Raw genomic sequence first — 17201 nt, 5'->3', positions numbered from 1 at the left:
GGCGGAGGGCCCGGTTTTAGAAACCGGGCCCTCCGCTGGTAGCCTTGTACCGAAACCTTGGCGAGGGAGAGCGCCGGTAGGCCGCTTGCACCAGTTGTATGCACGGTCAACCGGACTGCTGGTCTCCGTTATCGACTGGGTCTGAATCTCCTTCTGAAGGGCAGCTGCACGGCAGCCCGGCGTTGAAGGTCGTGAACAGACCTCCGCCCTTGCTGAACACCGTTTAGTCCCGCAGCTTGAAATTCCACGAGGAGATATCCATGTCTGAGCAGAAGCTCGCAGCAGAAGTCCGCACCGAATTCGGCAAGGGCTTCGCCCGCCGCGCCCGCATGGCCAACCTGATCCCGGCCGTCATCTACGGCCACGGCGCCGAGCCGATCCACATCACCCTGCCGGCGAAGGCCACCACCTTGGCTGTCCGCACCGCCAACGCCCTGCTGACCCTGGACATCAACGGCGAGCAGCACCTGGCCCTCGTCAAGGACATCCAGCGCAACCCGATCAAGCAGATCATCGAGCACCTCGACCTGCTGACCGTCCGCACCGGCGAGAAGGTCACCGTTGACGTCCCCGTGCACCTGAACGGCGAACTGGCTCCGGGCAACGTGTACAACCAGGAAATGACCACCGTCTCCCTTGAGGCCGAGGCAACCCACCTGCCGACCGCCATCGAGGTCAGCATTGAGGGCCGCACGGCCGGCGAGCACATCCACGCTTCCGACCTCGTCCTGCCGAAGGGCTCCGTCCTGCTGGCCGACGCCGAGGCTCTCGTTGTTCACATCTCCGAGGCCACCGAGGTCTCCGAGGAAGAGGCTTCGGCCGACACCACCGAAGGTTCCTCGGCCGCAGCCGAGTAATTCCGGCGAATTTAGCGGCGGCCGGGTCCCTCAGGGGCCCGGCCGCCGTCGTCTCTGATGTCGTCGGCTGCCGCGCCGCCCACTCCGGGAGCCTGCTTCCCTGCCTGACACGTCCCGCCTGACCGTCCCACCCTGCCGCGTCCCACCGAAGGACTGATCCATGACCGACACCTGGCTGATCGTAGGCCTTGGCAACCCCGGATCCGAGTACAGACACAACCGGCACAACGTCGGCCAGATGGTGCTGGACGAACTCGCCTCGCGCGTCGGCGGCGGCTTCAAGTCGCACAAGTCGCGCGCCCAGGTCCTGGAGGGGCGACTGGGCATCGGCGGGCCCCGGATCGTGCTGGCCAAGCCGCTGTCCTACATGAACGTCTCCGGTGGCCCCGTCTCGGCCCTGGCCCAGTTCTACGGGATCGATCCCGCCCATGTGATTGCCGTCCATGACGAGATCGACATCCCCTTCGACACCGTGCGGCTCAAGATCGGCGGCGGCGAAGGCGGCCACAACGGTCTCAGGGACATCTCCAAGGCCCTGGCCACCAAGGATTACCTGCGTGTGCGGGTGGGCGTGGGGCGTCCGCCCGGCCGGATGGAGACTGCGGACTACGTCCTGCACGATTTTTCCGCCCCGGAGAAGAAGGAACTGCCCTTCCTCATCGATTCAGCGGCCGACGCCGTCGAAGTCCTGGTCAGGGACGGTCTGCTGGCCGCCCAACAAAAGTTCCACCCGGCCAAGGCCACGTAAATACGGCCCGAACCTAAACGTGGCCGATCGCCCTCCAGCGCAGCCGTCCCGGCTCCGCGGCAGGCGCCGCGCAGTTTAGTTGCATGCGCATTGCGTGTTTCCTTTCCAAGCTTTCGGCATTCCAGCTATGATCTGTCTACTCTCATGTCGGGGGATAGGGATACTCTACTTCTAAGTGGGCAGTCTGGGGTTGCTGTCTGCAAAGCGGTACGAAGGAAACTACATGTCGAGGGACTCGCTGGGCTGGGGGAATGTTTCCACTACATTGGCACCCGCCGAAGAAGAACATGCTGCCGGTCCGGTCGCGAGGCACGGCTGGTCCGGTTTGGCGCGGCACGCTGATGCCGAGCGTGTCCGCAAGGAACTGCTGGCGCAGGACCGGATGGGCGTTGTCATCACGGGCGACCGGGGTGTCGGCAAGACGCTTGTCGGCCGGACCGCCCTCGGCGGATTCGGCCCCGAGGTGTACACCATCCAGCTCCGCAGTTCGGGGCCTGGTTCGGCAACCCCGTACGGTTGCCTCGCCTTCACCCTCGCGCGGCTCCCGCAGAGTTCCCTAGGCTCGCCGACCGCCATCCTGCACGGTATTACCTCGCTGATCCGCGACGACGCCGCCGGACGCCAGTGCGTGATCCTGCTCGACAACGCCGGGTCCCTCGACGAACTCAGTACCGGGGTCCTGCTGAACCTGCTGCAGACCCGGACCGCCCGGCTGATCGCAACGGCCCAGCGCACGACAGACCTTCCGCCGGACTTCTACTGGCTCATCACCTCGGGCCAGCTTGCCGAGGTCCGGCTCGCCAACCTGACCGAACTCGAAACGCTGGAGGTCCTGCAGTCAGCCCTGGGCCATCGGGTCTCGACGGCCCTGGCAAGCCAGCTGCACCAGCTGGTCGGCGGCAGCCCCACGCTCCTGCAGGCAGTCGTCTCCGAACAAATCGAACGCGGAAACCTCGTCTTGTCCGGATCCGTGTGGACACTCGTCGACGAGGTCGTGCTCGATGGCCGGACGGCGCTGGAGGATATTGTCCGGGCCAGGTATGCCAGGGAATCGCCGGAGGCCCGCGAAGTCATCGACGTCCTCTCATGCGCCCGGACGCTGCCCTTGTCCCGGCTCGCCAGGATGTACAGCCCCGGAGTTATCGCGGACATGGAAGAGGCCGGCCAGATCGTGGTCGACCGCACGGACCGGCACCTCGTCACCCTGGGCGACCGCTACCTCGGCGACATTGTCCGCAACTGGTTGAGCGTGGAGCGACGCCTGGAGCTCCGGGACAAGGTCCCCGGGCACCAGGAACATGAGCTGGACGAGCTGACAGTCGAGGATTTGCTGGCCTACGCGGCGTGGACCCACGACTGCAACGCCCAGCTCGCACCCGCCCACGCTGTCGCGGCTGCCAGCGCCGCCGTCAAGCTTTTCGACCCGAAGTTTGCCCTCAAATGCGCCGGCAGCCTGTCTCCCTCGGACCCTGAGTGGGCCGAGGGACAGCTCCAGAAATCGGCCGCCTACCTCCAGCTCGGGCTGCCATTGCAGGCCATGTCCGCGCTGGACGATGTCTCCGAACGGCAGGTCAACGACCTCGCGGCCGAGAACTTCGCCGAATTCATTGCGGCGAAAGCCGACTGCATGGCCTGGCTGGAGGACCGCTCCGGCCAGGTCCCCGAACTGCTCCGGCAGGCCAGAGTCCGGCTCCAGGACTTGAGCCTGGACGAGCCGCCTGCCGCCCCGGCGGCACTTTCCCGGGCCGCGCTGAGCCTGGATCTGTGCGAGTTCAACTACTTCTCCTTCATCGGGGATTTCGAGCCCATCATGGAGCGGCTCACCACAGCGGCCACCACTGACGTCCCGGGCGCCGATCCCGTGCACCGGCTCAGATCGGCCATCATCCTGATGGAGGCCTGGTCCCTGACCGGCCACGAACTCGATGCCCGCAAACTCATGCGGGAGATCGGCGGACAGCTGGGCGAGTGGTCCAACGTGCCGCGCATACGCGAAAACTTCGCCTGGCGCTCCTTCAACGTGCTGCTCATCTCCGGCCTGTGGCGCCAGGCCATTGACATGCTCAAGGACGCCAGCGGCCGGGCAGGGCACGGGCTGCATTCCGGCAGCGCCGCAACCGACCTCGCCGTCGGGCTCGCGTACGTTTATGCCGGCCGGGGATACATGGCACTGGACCCGCTGCTGGCCGCGATCGCCCAGCTGGAGGTCCGGGCGAGCCTGCAGTCCCTGCGCCAGGCCTACGCCGCCACCGCTTTTGCCTACGCTCAGACTGGCAACTCGGTCCAGGCCACCATCTACCTGGACCGGGCCCGTTCGGCTGACGGCCCGGCCCGCTTCACAGTCGCCACTTCCACGGAGTTCTGCCTGGACATGGCCTCGCGGTGGCTCGGTGACCCCGAGGCCAAGGACCGGCTGGTGCGATCGGCGGAGGCACATTTCCGGAAGGGCCGCCACACCCTTGCCGGCATCTGCATGTTCGGAGCCACCGTCAACGGAACCGTCAAGGATTTTCATTTCATGGAGGAAATCGCCGGGCTGCGGCAGGGGCCGCTTGCCGAGCTGTCCCGAACCGTCGCTGTCGGCAGCCGGAAGAAGGACGCGGCGATCATGCTCGAAGCGGCCGGGCAGGCCGCGGCCCTCGAACTGGACGCTGTCCAGGCCAGGTGCGCGGCTCTCGCGTTCGACTACGCGAAGGGCGCCGGACTGACCGCCAGCGCCAACGCCGCGTACAGCATGCTCGAGAGCCTCTCGGAATCCGTTCCGGCGCTGCCCGTCATGCCCCGCAATAAGGGCCCGCTGCTGACGGAACGGGAGCGGCAAATCGCCACCCTTGCCGGGAACGGGGTCTCCAACAAGGACATCGCCCTGGAGGTGGGCATTTCCGTCAGAACTGTGGAGGGCCACCTGTACCAGGTGTTCACGAAGCTCGGCGTTTCTTCGCGAAGTGATCTGCTTGGACTCATCTAGGGGGCCGGCGGGAAGCCCCGGCACGGCGCCGACCCGCGCCTTGACCGGGAGGTCGGAAGATTTGTCGTCGGCGGTGGAGGCCCTTCAAGGCGGCAGCCATGTGGCCGTATTCGTCCTCGGCGACAGCGGGATGGGCAAATCCAGGCTCATCGAAGCCGTTGTGGCGGAGTTGGGCGCCGAGGTGACGCCGGTGCCCATCCACGGCAGCGCGTCGCTGACCAAGGTGCCGTACGGTGTCCTTGGCCCCTTCATCGTCGGACTGCCGGTCCAGGAAGCAACATCGCAGCTGGCCGTGTTGAGGACGCTGTGGGCGCACCTGGAGGAGCAGAAGCGCGCCACCCAGAAACCTTTGCTGCTCGTCGTCGACGACGCCCATGACCTCGACGAGGCGACGGCCGGGATCCTGGCGGAACTGGCTGCGGCCGGCTGGGCGAAACTCCTCGTGGCCGCCGCCGCCCGGCCCGGACTGCCGGAACCGCTCCTGCAGCTGTGGTTTGAAGGCATCGCCGAACGGCACGACCTCCGGCCGCTCACCCTCCCCCAGACCACAGAGATGCTGGAGGGCGAGCTCGGCTCGCAAGTGCTGCCGAACGTCGCCGAGATCCTCTGGGAGGCCTCCGGCGGCAACCCGATGCTCCTCAACGGGCTCCTCGACGACGCCAAGAATGACGGGACGCTGCTCCGGCGCAACGGTGTCTGGTTGTTTACCCGACACCTCAACAGCCACGGCGAACGGCTGACCGACGTCGTGCGCCGCCAGCTGCTGCTGCGCTCGCCGGAAGAGCGGCAAGCCCTGAATCTGGTGGCGCTGGCTGAACCCGTGGCCAGGGACCTGATCGAGTCGGTGACCGGCGAAGAGGCCGTGGGATCGCTGATCGACAGCGAACTGATCCGCGTGACGGACCGCGCTACCGGAGAGCTGCGGCTGTGGCACACCGTGTACGGCGACACCTTGCGGAACCTGATCTCGCCGGCGAGGAGCCTGCAACTTAGGCAGAGCCTGCTGCGAAAGATGGACAGCGAGCCGACGTCGGCCGAAGGACTGCTGCGCCACGTGAGCTGGTCGATCGAATGCGGTGCGGAGGTCGAGGACCGGCAGCTCCTTCGGGCCGCCGTGCTGGCCAGCCGGCTCTACGAGGATGAGCTCGCCCGGAAGGCTGCCGCCCTGGTCAAGGATCCGGAACTGCAGATGGCGGCCCGTGCCGTGATAGCACGGACGCGCTACAACGCCTCCGACTACGTGGCGGCGCGGGATATCCTCGACGCCGATTTCGGCAAGGGCAACAGCATCCCCGGCCTCTTGGCGGGATCGCTCCTGTGGGCCGCCGTGATGTCAGCGTTGGGCCACGCGCCGGCGGAGATCATGAAACGGGCACAGGTGCTCCAACGTGCCGCCGAACGCCTCGCCGCGGCCCGGCCCGATGACGCAGAAGCCATTGTGCGCGCCACAAAGGAGCGCCTGGCCACCATGGAAGCCATGGTCCTAGCACTGTCAGGCGAGTATGCCGCGGCCCCTGCCATGGCGGACGCCCAGGCTGCGGCGGACGCGGGTGGCGCTACCCTGCCTGCGGCGAACACCCTCGAAAAAGTGTTCCGGCTTTGCCTCGACGCGGAGCGACTCCTCGCCGACGGCAAGGGACTGAGCGCCCTCGCCGTGATGTCCCGGGCAATCGAGGCCGCCGGAGCCGATCACGATGAGCTCTACTTCCTCACCGACTTCCTGGTGGTTCGTTCCGCCGGCGCCGCCATCCATTCCGGGGACTGGCAGGGGGCGGAAACGCTCCTGACCAGCTTTGTCGCCGGGTCCGGGCCCAGCCTGATTTCCTTCGGCGGGGGAGTCCACGCGGCCCACGGCATCATCCTGCTCTACAAAGGCAAGGCCGCCCAGGCCCTGAACACGCTGAGCGCCGCGCTCGAAGCCCTGAGGTTGACCGACCCCCAGCAGCTTTTTGCCCTCACGGCGGCCATGGCCTTCGCGGCGGCCGCCGAAGTCGGTGCCCAGGCGAAGGCGGAGCTCCTCCTCGCCGACTTCGAGGCGGCCCCCGCGGCCTTGCCGCGATATATGCGCTCACTGGCCGCGATGGCCGTGGTCTACGGAAAAGCCCGGCTCGGGAATTACCCCGGCGCCATCGCGGAACTGAAGCGGCTCGGACACCCGGACCCGGACGTGGACACCCCCGGCATCGAGCTCGACGCGCTGGCCTTTTGCCTGGAACTGGGGGACACGGATTCGGCGCCGAGGCTGCTCGAACTCCGGGACGGGCTTGAGGGCCCACGGCCCGCCGCGATCTGCGCCTACGCGGCAGCCATCAGCACGGACAACCCCGCAGACCACCTTGAGGCCGCGAAAACCTGTGAAGCTGCGGAACTGTGGACCTTTGCCGCCCTTGCCTACGACGCCGCGGCGCACGCCTACCGGGCCGCGGGGGACACCCTCAGGGAGCGCATGGCGAACTCCCAGCGGAAGCGGTGCCTGGACCGGGCCGACGACCTCCCCGGTGAGGACGCATCCAAGAGCGATGACTCGCTCGGCATACTGACCCGCCGCGAGCGCGACATTGTGGCGCTGGCGGTGCGCGGCCTCACCGACCGGCAGATTGCCGCCGAACTCCAGGTGTCCGTGCGAACGGTTGAAGGCCATCTCTACCGCAGCTACGCCAAGCTCAACGTCAAGGGCCGCGAAGAGCTTCCCGGCATCGGCGGACGGTAGCAGCGGACGCCAGCGTACAAGCGGCCGGCCGGGCCTGCTTCGGGCCGTGGAGGGCGGCCGGCCCTGCGGCAGGCCGATTTTTTGATTTCCCGGGACGCTACCGTCAGGCACACGTGAAACGGGATTCCGACTACTTGCTTTCGTCCACGCGCCGCTCGGGTCCAACTGAGTACAGCTACGTAGAGCCGGCCGAATACTTGCTGCGTAATCGAGTACTACTTACGCATACCAGAAAAACGCGTAGTCCCTACCGTTGAGGTATCACCGCTCACAATTTGATAGCGAAGGTCTCTCATATGTTCCAGCAAGATGCCGGCTTGCCTGCGGGCAGCGGCCAGACAGAAGCCATTTTTCCCGCGCCAAGAAACGGATATGGGCGGAACAAAGATAAACCCTTCACCCGCCAGCAGGTCGTTGCCGACGTCATTGAAACCCTGACGTCAGGTTCCGGCTGCGGCATAGTCCTTGTGGGCGACCACGGGGCCGGCAAGTCCTTTATCGCCCAGCGCGCCCTTGAGCAGCTCGGCGACGATTACCTGGTTGTCCAGGTCAGGGGCAGCTCCATTTCCTCCAAGCTTCCCTACGGGGCCCTGAGCGTCCTCCTCAACGACCTCGACGCCTCCCATCTCGAGCACCCCCTGATGGTGCTGCGCGGACTGACCCAGCTGCTCCACAACAAATCCGAGGGGCGGCGAATCGTTCTTTTCGTGGACAACGCCCATGACCTCGACGAGCTCTCGAGCATGATGGTGGCCCAGCTGAGCGCGGGGGCCCATGTCACCTTGCTGGCGGCGTGCGTGGACATGCCCCACGTCGGCGGCGACATCATGGGCCTGTGGAAGGATGACCTGCTCCGGCGGGTAGACCTTGGACCGTTCGACTTCGCCGAGACGGCCGCAACGCTGAATCACGAATACGGCGGCCGTTTCTCCCTGACTGCAGCCCGGGCGCTGTGGAGCGCGAGCGGGGGCAACGCCCTGTTCCTCCATTCGCTCGCCCGGGAACAGATCAAGCTGGGCACAGTGGTCCGCCAGGACGGCGTATGGTTCCTGGGCAACGGCCCCATTGCCTTGACCGGCGAGATCCGGGACGTCGTGAAGGCACGCCTGAACCGGCTTGGCACCGGCCAGCGCGACGTTTTTGAACTGCTGGCACTTGCAGGCTCGGTCCCGCTGCAGACCCTCATGCTGATCGCCAACCCGCAGGACATGGACGCGCTCCAGGAGCGGGCCCTGATCCGGGTCACCCATGACCATCCGCCGATGGTTAGCGTCGCCAACCCCGTGACGGCCGGGATCGTCGCCAGCGTAGTCCCGCCCGGCCGCAGCGCCGAACTCCGCCGTCGGCTCACGGCCGTGCTCCAGGAGCCGGACGCCCTGGGCGCCGGCAGCGCGACCGGCGTCGCCTGGGCGCTGGACTGTGGGGAGCAGGTGCGCCCGGAGGTGGCCCTGGCCGCGGCCCACACCGCGAACAGCGCGTCGGACCCCGCGGCGGCGCTGCGGTTCATCCAGGAGGCGGAAGGAAACGAACGCCCGGTCCTGACGGCCATCGAATCGGTGAATGCCCACATTTTGGTGAACAACATGGAGTCCGCGCGGCGGGTTCTGGAAGCCCTGGATGACACCGCCTGCCGGGAGCTTCCAGTGTCCGAGTGGACGGCCTTGCAGCTCCTGCGGGCAGAGCTGGAAAAGCGCAGCCCGGTCCCGGGAGCCGATCCCAAGGCCCGGCTGCGCGAGCTCGCGGAGCGGCTGGCGGCAGAACCGGAGCAGCACACCCCTGTGGTGGACGCGGCCCGCGAGCAGGTGCGCCTGGCCGAGGCCGAGCTCGCCGCATTCCAGGGACGCTACGCCGATGTCCTGGCCGCGACCGAGCATGTGGACACCACGGACCTGGGCAGCGAAGTGCGCATCGTGACTGCCAGCGTCCGCGCCGAGGCCCTCGCCGTCACTGGCAACGCCGTTATGGCGCTGGCCCTGGGAAAGCAGGTCCTGGCGGCCACAGCCAACGTGCCCCTCGCGGACCGGGCGGTCCGTGAAGTGAGGGGCAGGTTCCTGCTCCTGCTTCTGCTCTCGGCAAATTTCCGGGAAGCATCCGCCTACCTGGACGAGACCTATGGGAGCCTCGAGCCCCAGACCCGGCTCGGCGGGATGTTCGAGATTGGGCACGGCGTCGTTGACCTGCACGCCGGCCACCTGGACGACGCCCTGTCCCGGCTGCAGGCCGGCAGGTGGCAGCTCCGGGCCCAGGACCCCGATGCTTTGACCGGGCTGGCCACGGCAGTCTGTGCCTATGCCGCCGCGCTCCAGGGCGAAGAGGAGACGGCAGGCCTCCTGCTGGGCGACTTGGACCAGCCGCGGCCACCCGCGGCCTGGCTGACGGAACGGCTCACCCGCTATTTCGAACTCTCGGCTCAGGCCGAGCTCGGCCAGCGGGCAGCATCCATCCGCGCCTTGGCCGCCGAGGCGGAGAACGACACGGAATCCTCGGCCGTGGCCCCGGCGCTCCTGTTCCAGTCCGCCGCGACCAGGTTGGGAGACCGCCAGATGGGCCACAAGCTCGGCAGCCTCGGCGGCCGGGTGACCGGCCAATTCGCGGCACTGTGCTCGCGGCTGGCCGAGGGCATGCGGGAGGCCGACAGCGAACTCTTGCTGGGGGCGTCCAAGGACGCCGACACATCCGGCAACGCCGTCTTCGCCCGGGATGCGGCCCGGAAGGCCGTCAGTTGCGCGAACGACGCCGGTAACCGGATCGCACTGCGAATCGCCCAGCGGACGCAACAGTCGCTTGATGACAAGTTCGGCAGCCCCAAGAACGGTCTGCACTCGCTCACAACCTCGACCCTGACGGCGAGGGAATGTGAAGTGGCCGTCCGGGCCGCTGCCGGCACGGCGAACCGCAAGATCGCGGAACAGATGCACGTATCGGTCCGCACGGTGGAGGGGCACCTCTACCAGGTGTATTCGAAGCTGCATGTCGCCAGCCGATCGGAACTCAAAGATGTCATCTCAACTCCGGCAGACAGCGCCCGGCTCGGCTGAACCCGGCAGAATCCGGTCGGCATCCCGGTCGGCTTTCCGGGGAAGGCAGAGGGCGGCAGGAAGAACCGGCAATGGAAAGTATGGCTGAGACCGCCCCTTTGATCGAGCGGTCAACACTGCTCAAGGATCTGGTGCGTTGCCTGCGCGACGACACCCGGTCAGGTGCGATCGTCGTCGGCGGCGCCGGGACCGGCAAGACCGCCGTCCTCAAGGCCGCCCTCCGCGAACTCGGGATCCACAGACACCTGATTCGGCTGACGGCCACCCCGGCCCTGGCCGCCGTTCCCTTTGGCGCCCTGGCGCCGTACCTGTCCCGGCTTCCCGACAGGGAACTGGACTCCTACGCCGCCGTCGTGGGGGCAATGGCGGGAAGCCTGAAATCCGAGGCGGAGCGCCCTCTGTTCGTCGTCGACGACGCACATTGCCTCGATCACGGGACCGTCGGGCAACTCGCGCAGGCCGCGGCCACCGGCGCTGCCAGTATCCTGGCGACCTGCAGGCCCGGGCCGATGATCCCGGAAGAATTCCTGTCGCTGTGGGACGACGGAATTATTGCCAAGCTCGATCTTGCCCCGCTCAGCCGGACCGGAACACACCAGCTGTGCGAGCAGGTCCTGCGGGCCGACGTCTCACCGTGGGTCAGCGCGCTGTTCCACGACGCTGCGGACGGGAACCCGCTCATGCTGATGTCCTTGATCCAGCATGCCCGTAGCACCGGCGCCCTGGGATGCCGGCACGGAGTCTGGTTCCTGTTGGCCAACCCCGACATGGCCCGGGTTCCTGCCGCCGACGTCGTTGACCGGCAGCTGCGGTCCATGACCCCGGAGGAAAAGACCGCAGCCACGATCGTTGCCCTGGCCGGGCCGCTTTCCCTGGCCCAGATCCTGCGGATCAGCGGCCCCAAAGCCGTCGATGCGCTGGACACGGCGGGACTAATCGCTGTTTCGGCCGGGCACCACCGGCTCGTCCGGCCCGCGAGCCCGATGGTCGGCGAGATTATCCGCCTCCGGGTCCCGGCCGGGCGCAGCTCGGCCCTGCGTTCGAGCGTGCTGTCGCTGCCCTCAGAGCGTGCCCTGCTCCCCGGAGCCACGCTGAACCGGCTGCGCTGGTCCCTGGACTGCGGCGTGGAGATCCCGCCCGCGCAGCTTCTCCAAGCCGCCGTCGCCGCGAACACGGCCCTGGATCCTGCGACAGCTGCCCGGGCCGCCAGCGCCATCCGGGACGCCCGGTTCCTCCCCGAAGCCAGGATCCAGCTGGCCTATTCCCACTTCATTGCCGGACGCCGGGGGGCCGCGGCGGCGTGCCTGGAGTCCGCGCACCCCGTGCCCGCCGGACGATCGTCGTATCTGGCGGCCCTGCTCGTGGCCCGGCTCGGGTCCGCCACGCCGGACCGGGATGCTGTGACTTCCACGCACTCTCCGGGAGGTGCCCCTCAAGAAGAACAGCGGGACGAAGCGTGGGACGGGCCGTGGGATGAGGGGGCCGCTGCCCGGGTAGCCGCTGAGTTCCTCAGCCGCACGGGGGACAGCAGGTCCGTGGCTGTCGACTCCGGGCTGCGGGAACTGGTTGATAGTCCCGGCACTCCTCCCGGAATTCGCGTCCCGGCCCTATCCCTGCTCGCCGAACTGCTGTCGGCCCAGGGCCTGCTGCGCGCAGGTCTGCGCCTGGACTTCGAGGCATGGAACGGCGCCTGCAGCGGGAGCCTCGGGCTTCCCCTGATGTACGAGGACCTAATGGTGCGACACTGCCTGAACCTGATCGGGGCCGGTGACTGGGACGGGCTCGGCAGCGTCCTCGACGATTACGCGGCCCGCGAGCCCGGACGGCTGCTGTACAGCGGCGGCATGCTCCACCTCATGCGGGGATACTCCAGGCTGCGCCAGGGCCGGATGCGCGAAAGCTTGGCCGAGCTGCGGCTTGGCGTCGAGGAACTTGCCATCGCCGACCCCTTGAACCTGCTGCCGTTTGCTCACGCGGTGGCCGCCTACGCGGCTGCCGCCGTCGGACGGCACTATGAGGCTAGCCAGCATTGCCTGGCCTTCCGGCTTTCGGACTACCGGGAGCCCAAAACCCTTCGCCTGCTAGCGGAGGCGTATTGTCAGGCGGCGGAACCCAGGGGCGGCCCGGAGGGGAGCGGCGCAACTGCCCTGGCCCGGCTGGCAGACGAAGCACTGCACGAGGGACTGCGGGGCGTTGAAACTGATATCAGGCGGCTCGCGTTCCGCAGCGGTGGCGTCTCCGAGGCCGACGCCGAGGCCCTGGCGCTGAGCAGCAGGGCAGTGGACGGGCCAGAGGCGCGCCTGCTTGAATCCTACGCGCTGGCGGTATCGGCGTCCGACGCTGCCGACCTCATTGGCATCAGCGACGACGCGCTCGGCGGCGGGCACGGGCTCCTGGCCCTTGAGGCCGCTCAGCAGGCCGAGCGGATCCTGGCCGATGACCCGGACCGGTGGAGGCTCACCGCGGTCCAGCGTCGGGTTCACCACCGGCTCGTGGAAGCCGGCATGTCGGCGCAGTTGGAGATCGTCCACAGCGATCACGGTGTCCCGCTGACCGCACGCGAAGCCGAGGTCTTGGAACTTGTCTCCCGCGGGGCCACGAACGCCGAGATCGCCTCGGCGCTATGCGTATCGCAGCGGACCGTGGAGGGGCACCTGTCCCGGATCTTCGCCAAACTCGGCGTCGGGCGGCGCGCGGACCTGCTAGGCCACGGCTCCCTGAACCCTGAACCCTGGCCGGCGACAGCGCCGGCGGGTGCGTACAGGCCGGGTGGCCCGGGGGACCGGCGGGAGTATCCCTAAGTAGTGCCATGACCCGTGAGCGTACAGAAATCGGGTAAACGCTACTCGTGTGCAGATCCGCTCCGGGCGATTGACTTAAGCCAGTCCCACGAACAGCCCACAAGGTCTCAATGGGGACAAGTCCTAAATGAGGAAACGGTCTCAATGAGGAAACGGTCTCAAAATGAGGAAAGTGTCCCAAAAATGAGGAAACTTCAGGGAGGCAAACGACAGGTGGCATGATCGGCAGGAAAGGTTGGGCCCAAAGACCCTCTTGCCTGCTGAAGCAGCCACTGCCACCATTAGAGGTGGTCGGGCCATAACCTCCCTACCCCCCAACTCCTTCGTTGGAATCGTACGGTGCCCCAGCCGGCAGCCGTGCGCCAAGGTCGGAGCCGGCGGCGTCAGAGCCTTCTGAGACCGAGGCTCTCCCCCCAGCCGCCGCCGGCTCCCTTAACGGAATGCTCCCGGGTCCGCGCCCCAACGAGGCGCGGACCCGGCGTGAGCGCCATCGAGGAGAGCCGCAAGGGTAAAGGTGACGAGGGAGGCGATTGGACGCGCCAGACCGCGCCGCACCTGGCCTCGCGGGAGCCCAGTGAAGCCGGGAGCTGCGAGGTTGACGGGAAGTGGCGGCTCCTGAACTTGGCTTGGGACGGGGCGGCGCGCCTCCGGCGAAAGTGTCACCGCCGAGAACACCTGCCACGGCGGGTCATGGTGCCCTGCTGAAGAATAAGACGCCGGATCTCCGTCGAGTACCGCGATAGCGGCTCCGCGAGTTGGCCGCGCAGGAGGCCTACAGGCCGGCGCACTGCAGGGACATCCACGCATGGGATAATTAGGATTAATCTGCGTGACGTAATGGCGCCGCCTGCCTTCCGGCCGGCGCGCTCGAGGCGCCGCAGCGAACGCCGATCCAGGAGTCTCCGCCATGGTTGCCACACCAGCCCACCTCCGCCGCTCTGCCATCACGCTCGGGAACGACGAGGTCCTGAGGATCCGCAACGACTTCCCGATCCTGCAGCAGCACGTCAACGGCAAACCGCTCATTTACCTGGACTCCGGGGCTACCTCGCAGAACCCGCTCAGCGTGCTCGAGGCCGAGCAGGAGTTCTACGAGCAGCGGAACTCGGCCGTCCACCGCGGGGCCCACCACCTCGCCGTCGAGGCCACCGAAGCGTTCGAAAACGCCCGGGAAACGGTGGCGGACTTCGTCGGGGCGGAGTGGGATGAACTGATCTGGACCTCCAACGCCACGGAGGGCCTGAACCTGCTCACCTATTCATTCCTTAACGCGTCCCTGCCCGGCGCCGCCCCCGAAGCAACCCGGTTCGCCCTGGCCCCGGGCGACGAACTCGTGGTCACGGAGATGGAACACCACGCCAACCTGATTCCCTGGCAGGAGCTGGCGGCCCGGACCGGCGCCGTCGTGAAGTTCATCCCGATCGACGACGCCGGCGCCCTGGACCTGGAGGCCGCCGCCGGCATCATCGGCCCCCGCACCCGCATCCTGGCGTTCACCCACGCGTCCAATGTCCTGGGCACCATCAACCCGGTGGCCGCCCTGGTGGCCTTGGCCCGTTCCGCGGGCGCCCTGGTGGTTCTCGACGCCTGCCAGTCCGCGCCGCACCTGCCTCTGGACCTCAAGGCGCTCGACGTCGACTTCGCGGTGTTCTCCGGCCACAAAATGCTCGCCCCCACCGGCATTGGCGCCCTCTATGGCCGCTCGGAGCTGCTCAACGCGATGCCGCCGTTCCTGACCGGCGGCTCCATGATCACCACCGTCACCATGGAACGGGCGGGCTTCCTGCCGAGCCCGCAGCGCTTCGAGGCCGGCACCCAGCGCATTTCGCAGGCGGTGGCACTCGCCGCGGCGGTGAACTACCTCAGCGAAACCGGGATGGACCGCATCCACGCCTGGGAGGCCGAACTCGGCCAGCGCCTGGTGCAGGGCCTGGAATCCATCCCCGGCATCCGTGTGCTGGGTCCCGCGGCGGGGCAGGAACGGATCGGCCTTGCCGCGTTCGACGTCGCCGGCGTCCACGCGCACGACGTCGGACAGTTCCTGGACAGCCGGGGCATCGCCGTGCGGGTGGGCCACCACTGCGCCCAGCCGCTGCACCGCCGGCTCGGACTGACAGCCACGACGCGCGCCAGCACGTACCTCTACAACACCACGGACGATGTGGACGCGTTCCTCAACGCGGCCGCCGATGTCCGTGCCTACTTCCAAGCCTAGGACGGACATCCATGAGTCTTGACCAGCTCTACCAGCAGATCATCCTGGAACACGCCAAGGCCCGGCACGGCAGCGGCCTGGCCGCAGCGGCCGCACCGGAGGACGCGAGCAGCGGCCAGTCCCACCAGCTGAACCCGACCTGCGGCGACGAGATCACCGTCCGGGTGTCCGTGGCCGGGGGGAAAGTCAGTGAGCTGCGCTGGGACGGTGACGGCTGCTCCATCTCCATGGCCTCGGCATCCGTGCTGACGGACCTCGCCGAAGGCATGAGCGTCGGGGAACTCCGCACCGTCATTGACAGCTTCCGCGAAGTGCTGCGTTCGCGCGGCAAGGTGCCGGCCGATCCGGAGGTGCTGGGCGACGCCGCCGCGTTTGAGGGTGTGTCCCGTTATGCGGCCCGGGTCAAGTGCGCCATGCTCTCATGGGTGGCCGCGGAAGACGCTCTCGGCCAGGCGCTGGCAGCCTGACGGCAGCCACATTGAACCGCGTTACGGCCGGCCAGCGTTAGGGCCGAATCGCGTTACGGCCGGCCCAGGCCCTTGTAGGTCCAGCCGGCAGCCCGCCACTTGGCGGGGTCCAGCACGTTGCGGCCGTCCAGGATGCGCGGCGCCGACACGAACGCCTTGGTTGCGTGCGGGTCCAGTTCCCGGTACGCCTGCCACTCGGTCAGCAGCAGCACGGCGTCGGCCCTGTGCAGCGCCGTCTCCAGATCCGGTTCGAGCGGAAGCTCCGGGAAGCGTTTGGCGGCGTTGGCCAGCGCCTGGGGGTCGGTGACCGTCACCACGGCGCCTTGCAGCTGCAGCTGCGCCGCGGCGCTCAACGCGGGGGAGTCCCGGACGTCGTCGCTTTCGGGCTTAAAGGCCGCCCCCAGCACGGCAATCCGCTGTCCCATCAGGGTGCCGCCACAGAGCTCCCGCGTGAGCTCCACGACGCGGGTCCGGCGCCTCATGTTGATGGCGTCAACCTCGCGAAGAAAGGTCAGCGCCTGGTCTGCGCCTAGCTCGCCGGCGCGGGCCATGAAGGCACGGATGTCCTTGGGCAGGCAGCCGCCGCCGAAGCCGATGCCTGCGTTGAGGAATTTCCTGCCGATCCGCTCATCGAGTCCGATGGCATCGGCAAGCCGGGTGACGTCGGCCCCCGTGGCTTCGCAGACCTCGGCCATGGCGTTGATGAAGGAAATCTTGGTGGCCAGGAACGAGTTGGCGGCAGTCTTGACTAGCTCTGCGGTGGCGTAGTCCGTCACTAGCCGTGGCTTCCCGCTCGCGAGCGGCTGAGCATAGACCTGGTCCAACACGGCAACGGCGGGGTGGTCCTCGCTCCCGTCCGGCACGCCGTACACAAACCTGTCCGGATTCAAGGTGTCCGTCACCGCGTGGCCTTCGCGCAGGAACTCAGGGTTCCAGGTCAGCATCGCATCGGGCACTGTCTCCGCCAACATCTCGGCCAGTCGCGCCGCGGTGCCCACCGGCACCGTGGACTTTCCTGCAACGACATCGCCCGGGGATACGTATTCAGCGAGCGATGCGACGGCCGCGTCGACGAATCGGAGGTCGGCGCCGTTCTCGCCGCGCTTCTGCGGCGTACCCACGCAGATGAAGTGGACCTCAGAACCGCGGGCCGCCGCCATGTCGGTGGTGAACCGCAACCGCCCCGATTCCTCAAGCTCGGAGAGCAGCTCGTCCAGCACAGGTTCGTAGAAGGGGGCATGGCCCGCTGACAGCTGCGCTACCTTGTGTTCGTCGAGGTCGATGCCGACAACGTCATGGCCCAGCTTTGCCATGCACGCAGCATGGACTGCACCGAGATAACCGCATCCGATAACCGAGATCCGCACAGTTCCGATGTCCTCCCGTTATGGCCTGTT

9 protein-coding genes are annotated in these 17201 nt (G+C 67.6%); 8 read left to right on the top strand and 1 reads right to left on the bottom strand.

Features of this window, described 5'->3' with window-relative positions; translation table 11 throughout:
- The first annotated feature begins 260 nt into the window (after positions 1-260).
- From M2428_RS12015 to sufU, 8 genes are all read left to right on the top strand, one after another.
- Entirely contained in the window at positions 261-857 is a 597-nt protein-coding gene (locus M2428_RS12015; RefSeq protein WP_277526184.1) for a 50S ribosomal protein L25/general stress protein Ctc, read from the top strand.
- Between the two features lie 160 nt (positions 858-1017).
- Complete coding sequence (gene pth, locus M2428_RS12010) at positions 1018-1605, top strand: aminoacyl-tRNA hydrolase (RefSeq protein ID WP_277526183.1); 588 nt, start codon at positions 1018-1020, stop codon at positions 1603-1605.
- A gap of 223 nt (positions 1606-1828) precedes the next feature.
- A complete protein-coding gene (locus M2428_RS12005) occupies positions 1829-4573 on the top strand; it encodes a LuxR C-terminal-related transcriptional regulator (RefSeq protein WP_277526182.1) in 2745 nt (914 codons plus the stop codon).
- A complete protein-coding gene (locus tag M2428_RS12000) occupies positions 4551-7283 on the top strand; it encodes a LuxR family transcriptional regulator (protein WP_277526181.1) in 2733 nt (910 codons plus the stop codon). The genes M2428_RS12005 and M2428_RS12000 overlap by 23 nt, the downstream gene beginning before the upstream one ends.
- A gap of 296 nt (positions 7284-7579) precedes the next feature.
- A complete protein-coding gene (locus tag M2428_RS11995; protein ID WP_277526180.1) occupies positions 7580-10321 on the top strand; it encodes a LuxR C-terminal-related transcriptional regulator in 2742 nt (913 codons plus the stop codon).
- An 80-nt stretch (positions 10322-10401) separates the two neighbouring features.
- The gene (locus M2428_RS11990; RefSeq protein WP_277526179.1) at positions 10402-13122 is read left to right on the top strand and encodes a LuxR C-terminal-related transcriptional regulator; all 2721 of its coding nucleotides are present in this window, start codon (positions 10402-10404) and stop codon (positions 13120-13122) included.
- Between the two features lie 907 nt (positions 13123-14029).
- The gene (locus M2428_RS11985; protein WP_277526178.1) at positions 14030-15337 is read left to right on the top strand and encodes a SufS family cysteine desulfurase; all 1308 of its coding nucleotides are present in this window, start codon (positions 14030-14032) and stop codon (positions 15335-15337) included.
- Between the two features lie 11 nt (positions 15338-15348).
- Positions 15349-15804: a Fe-S cluster assembly sulfur transfer protein SufU gene (gene sufU / locus M2428_RS11980; protein ID WP_277526177.1), complete on the top strand. Its 456-nt coding sequence runs from the start codon at positions 15349-15351 to the stop codon at positions 15802-15804.
- Between the two features lie 53 nt (positions 15805-15857).
- Here sufU and M2428_RS11975 read toward each other — a convergent pair whose 3' ends face one another.
- Positions 15858-17171 carry a UDP-glucose/GDP-mannose dehydrogenase family protein gene (locus tag M2428_RS11975; protein WP_277526176.1) on the bottom strand — a complete coding sequence of 438 codons (1314 nt, stop codon included), beginning with the start codon at positions 17169-17171 and terminating at the stop codon, positions 15858-15860.
- Between the last annotated feature and the right edge of the window lie 30 nt (positions 17172-17201).

Origin of the sequence: Arthrobacter sp. ES3-54, from assembly GCF_029504395.1 — a bacterium.
In the GTDB taxonomy this organism is placed as follows: Bacteria; Actinomycetota; Actinomycetes; order Actinomycetales; family Micrococcaceae; genus Arthrobacter.
This window is presented reverse-complemented; position numbering and strand designations above follow the sequence as displayed.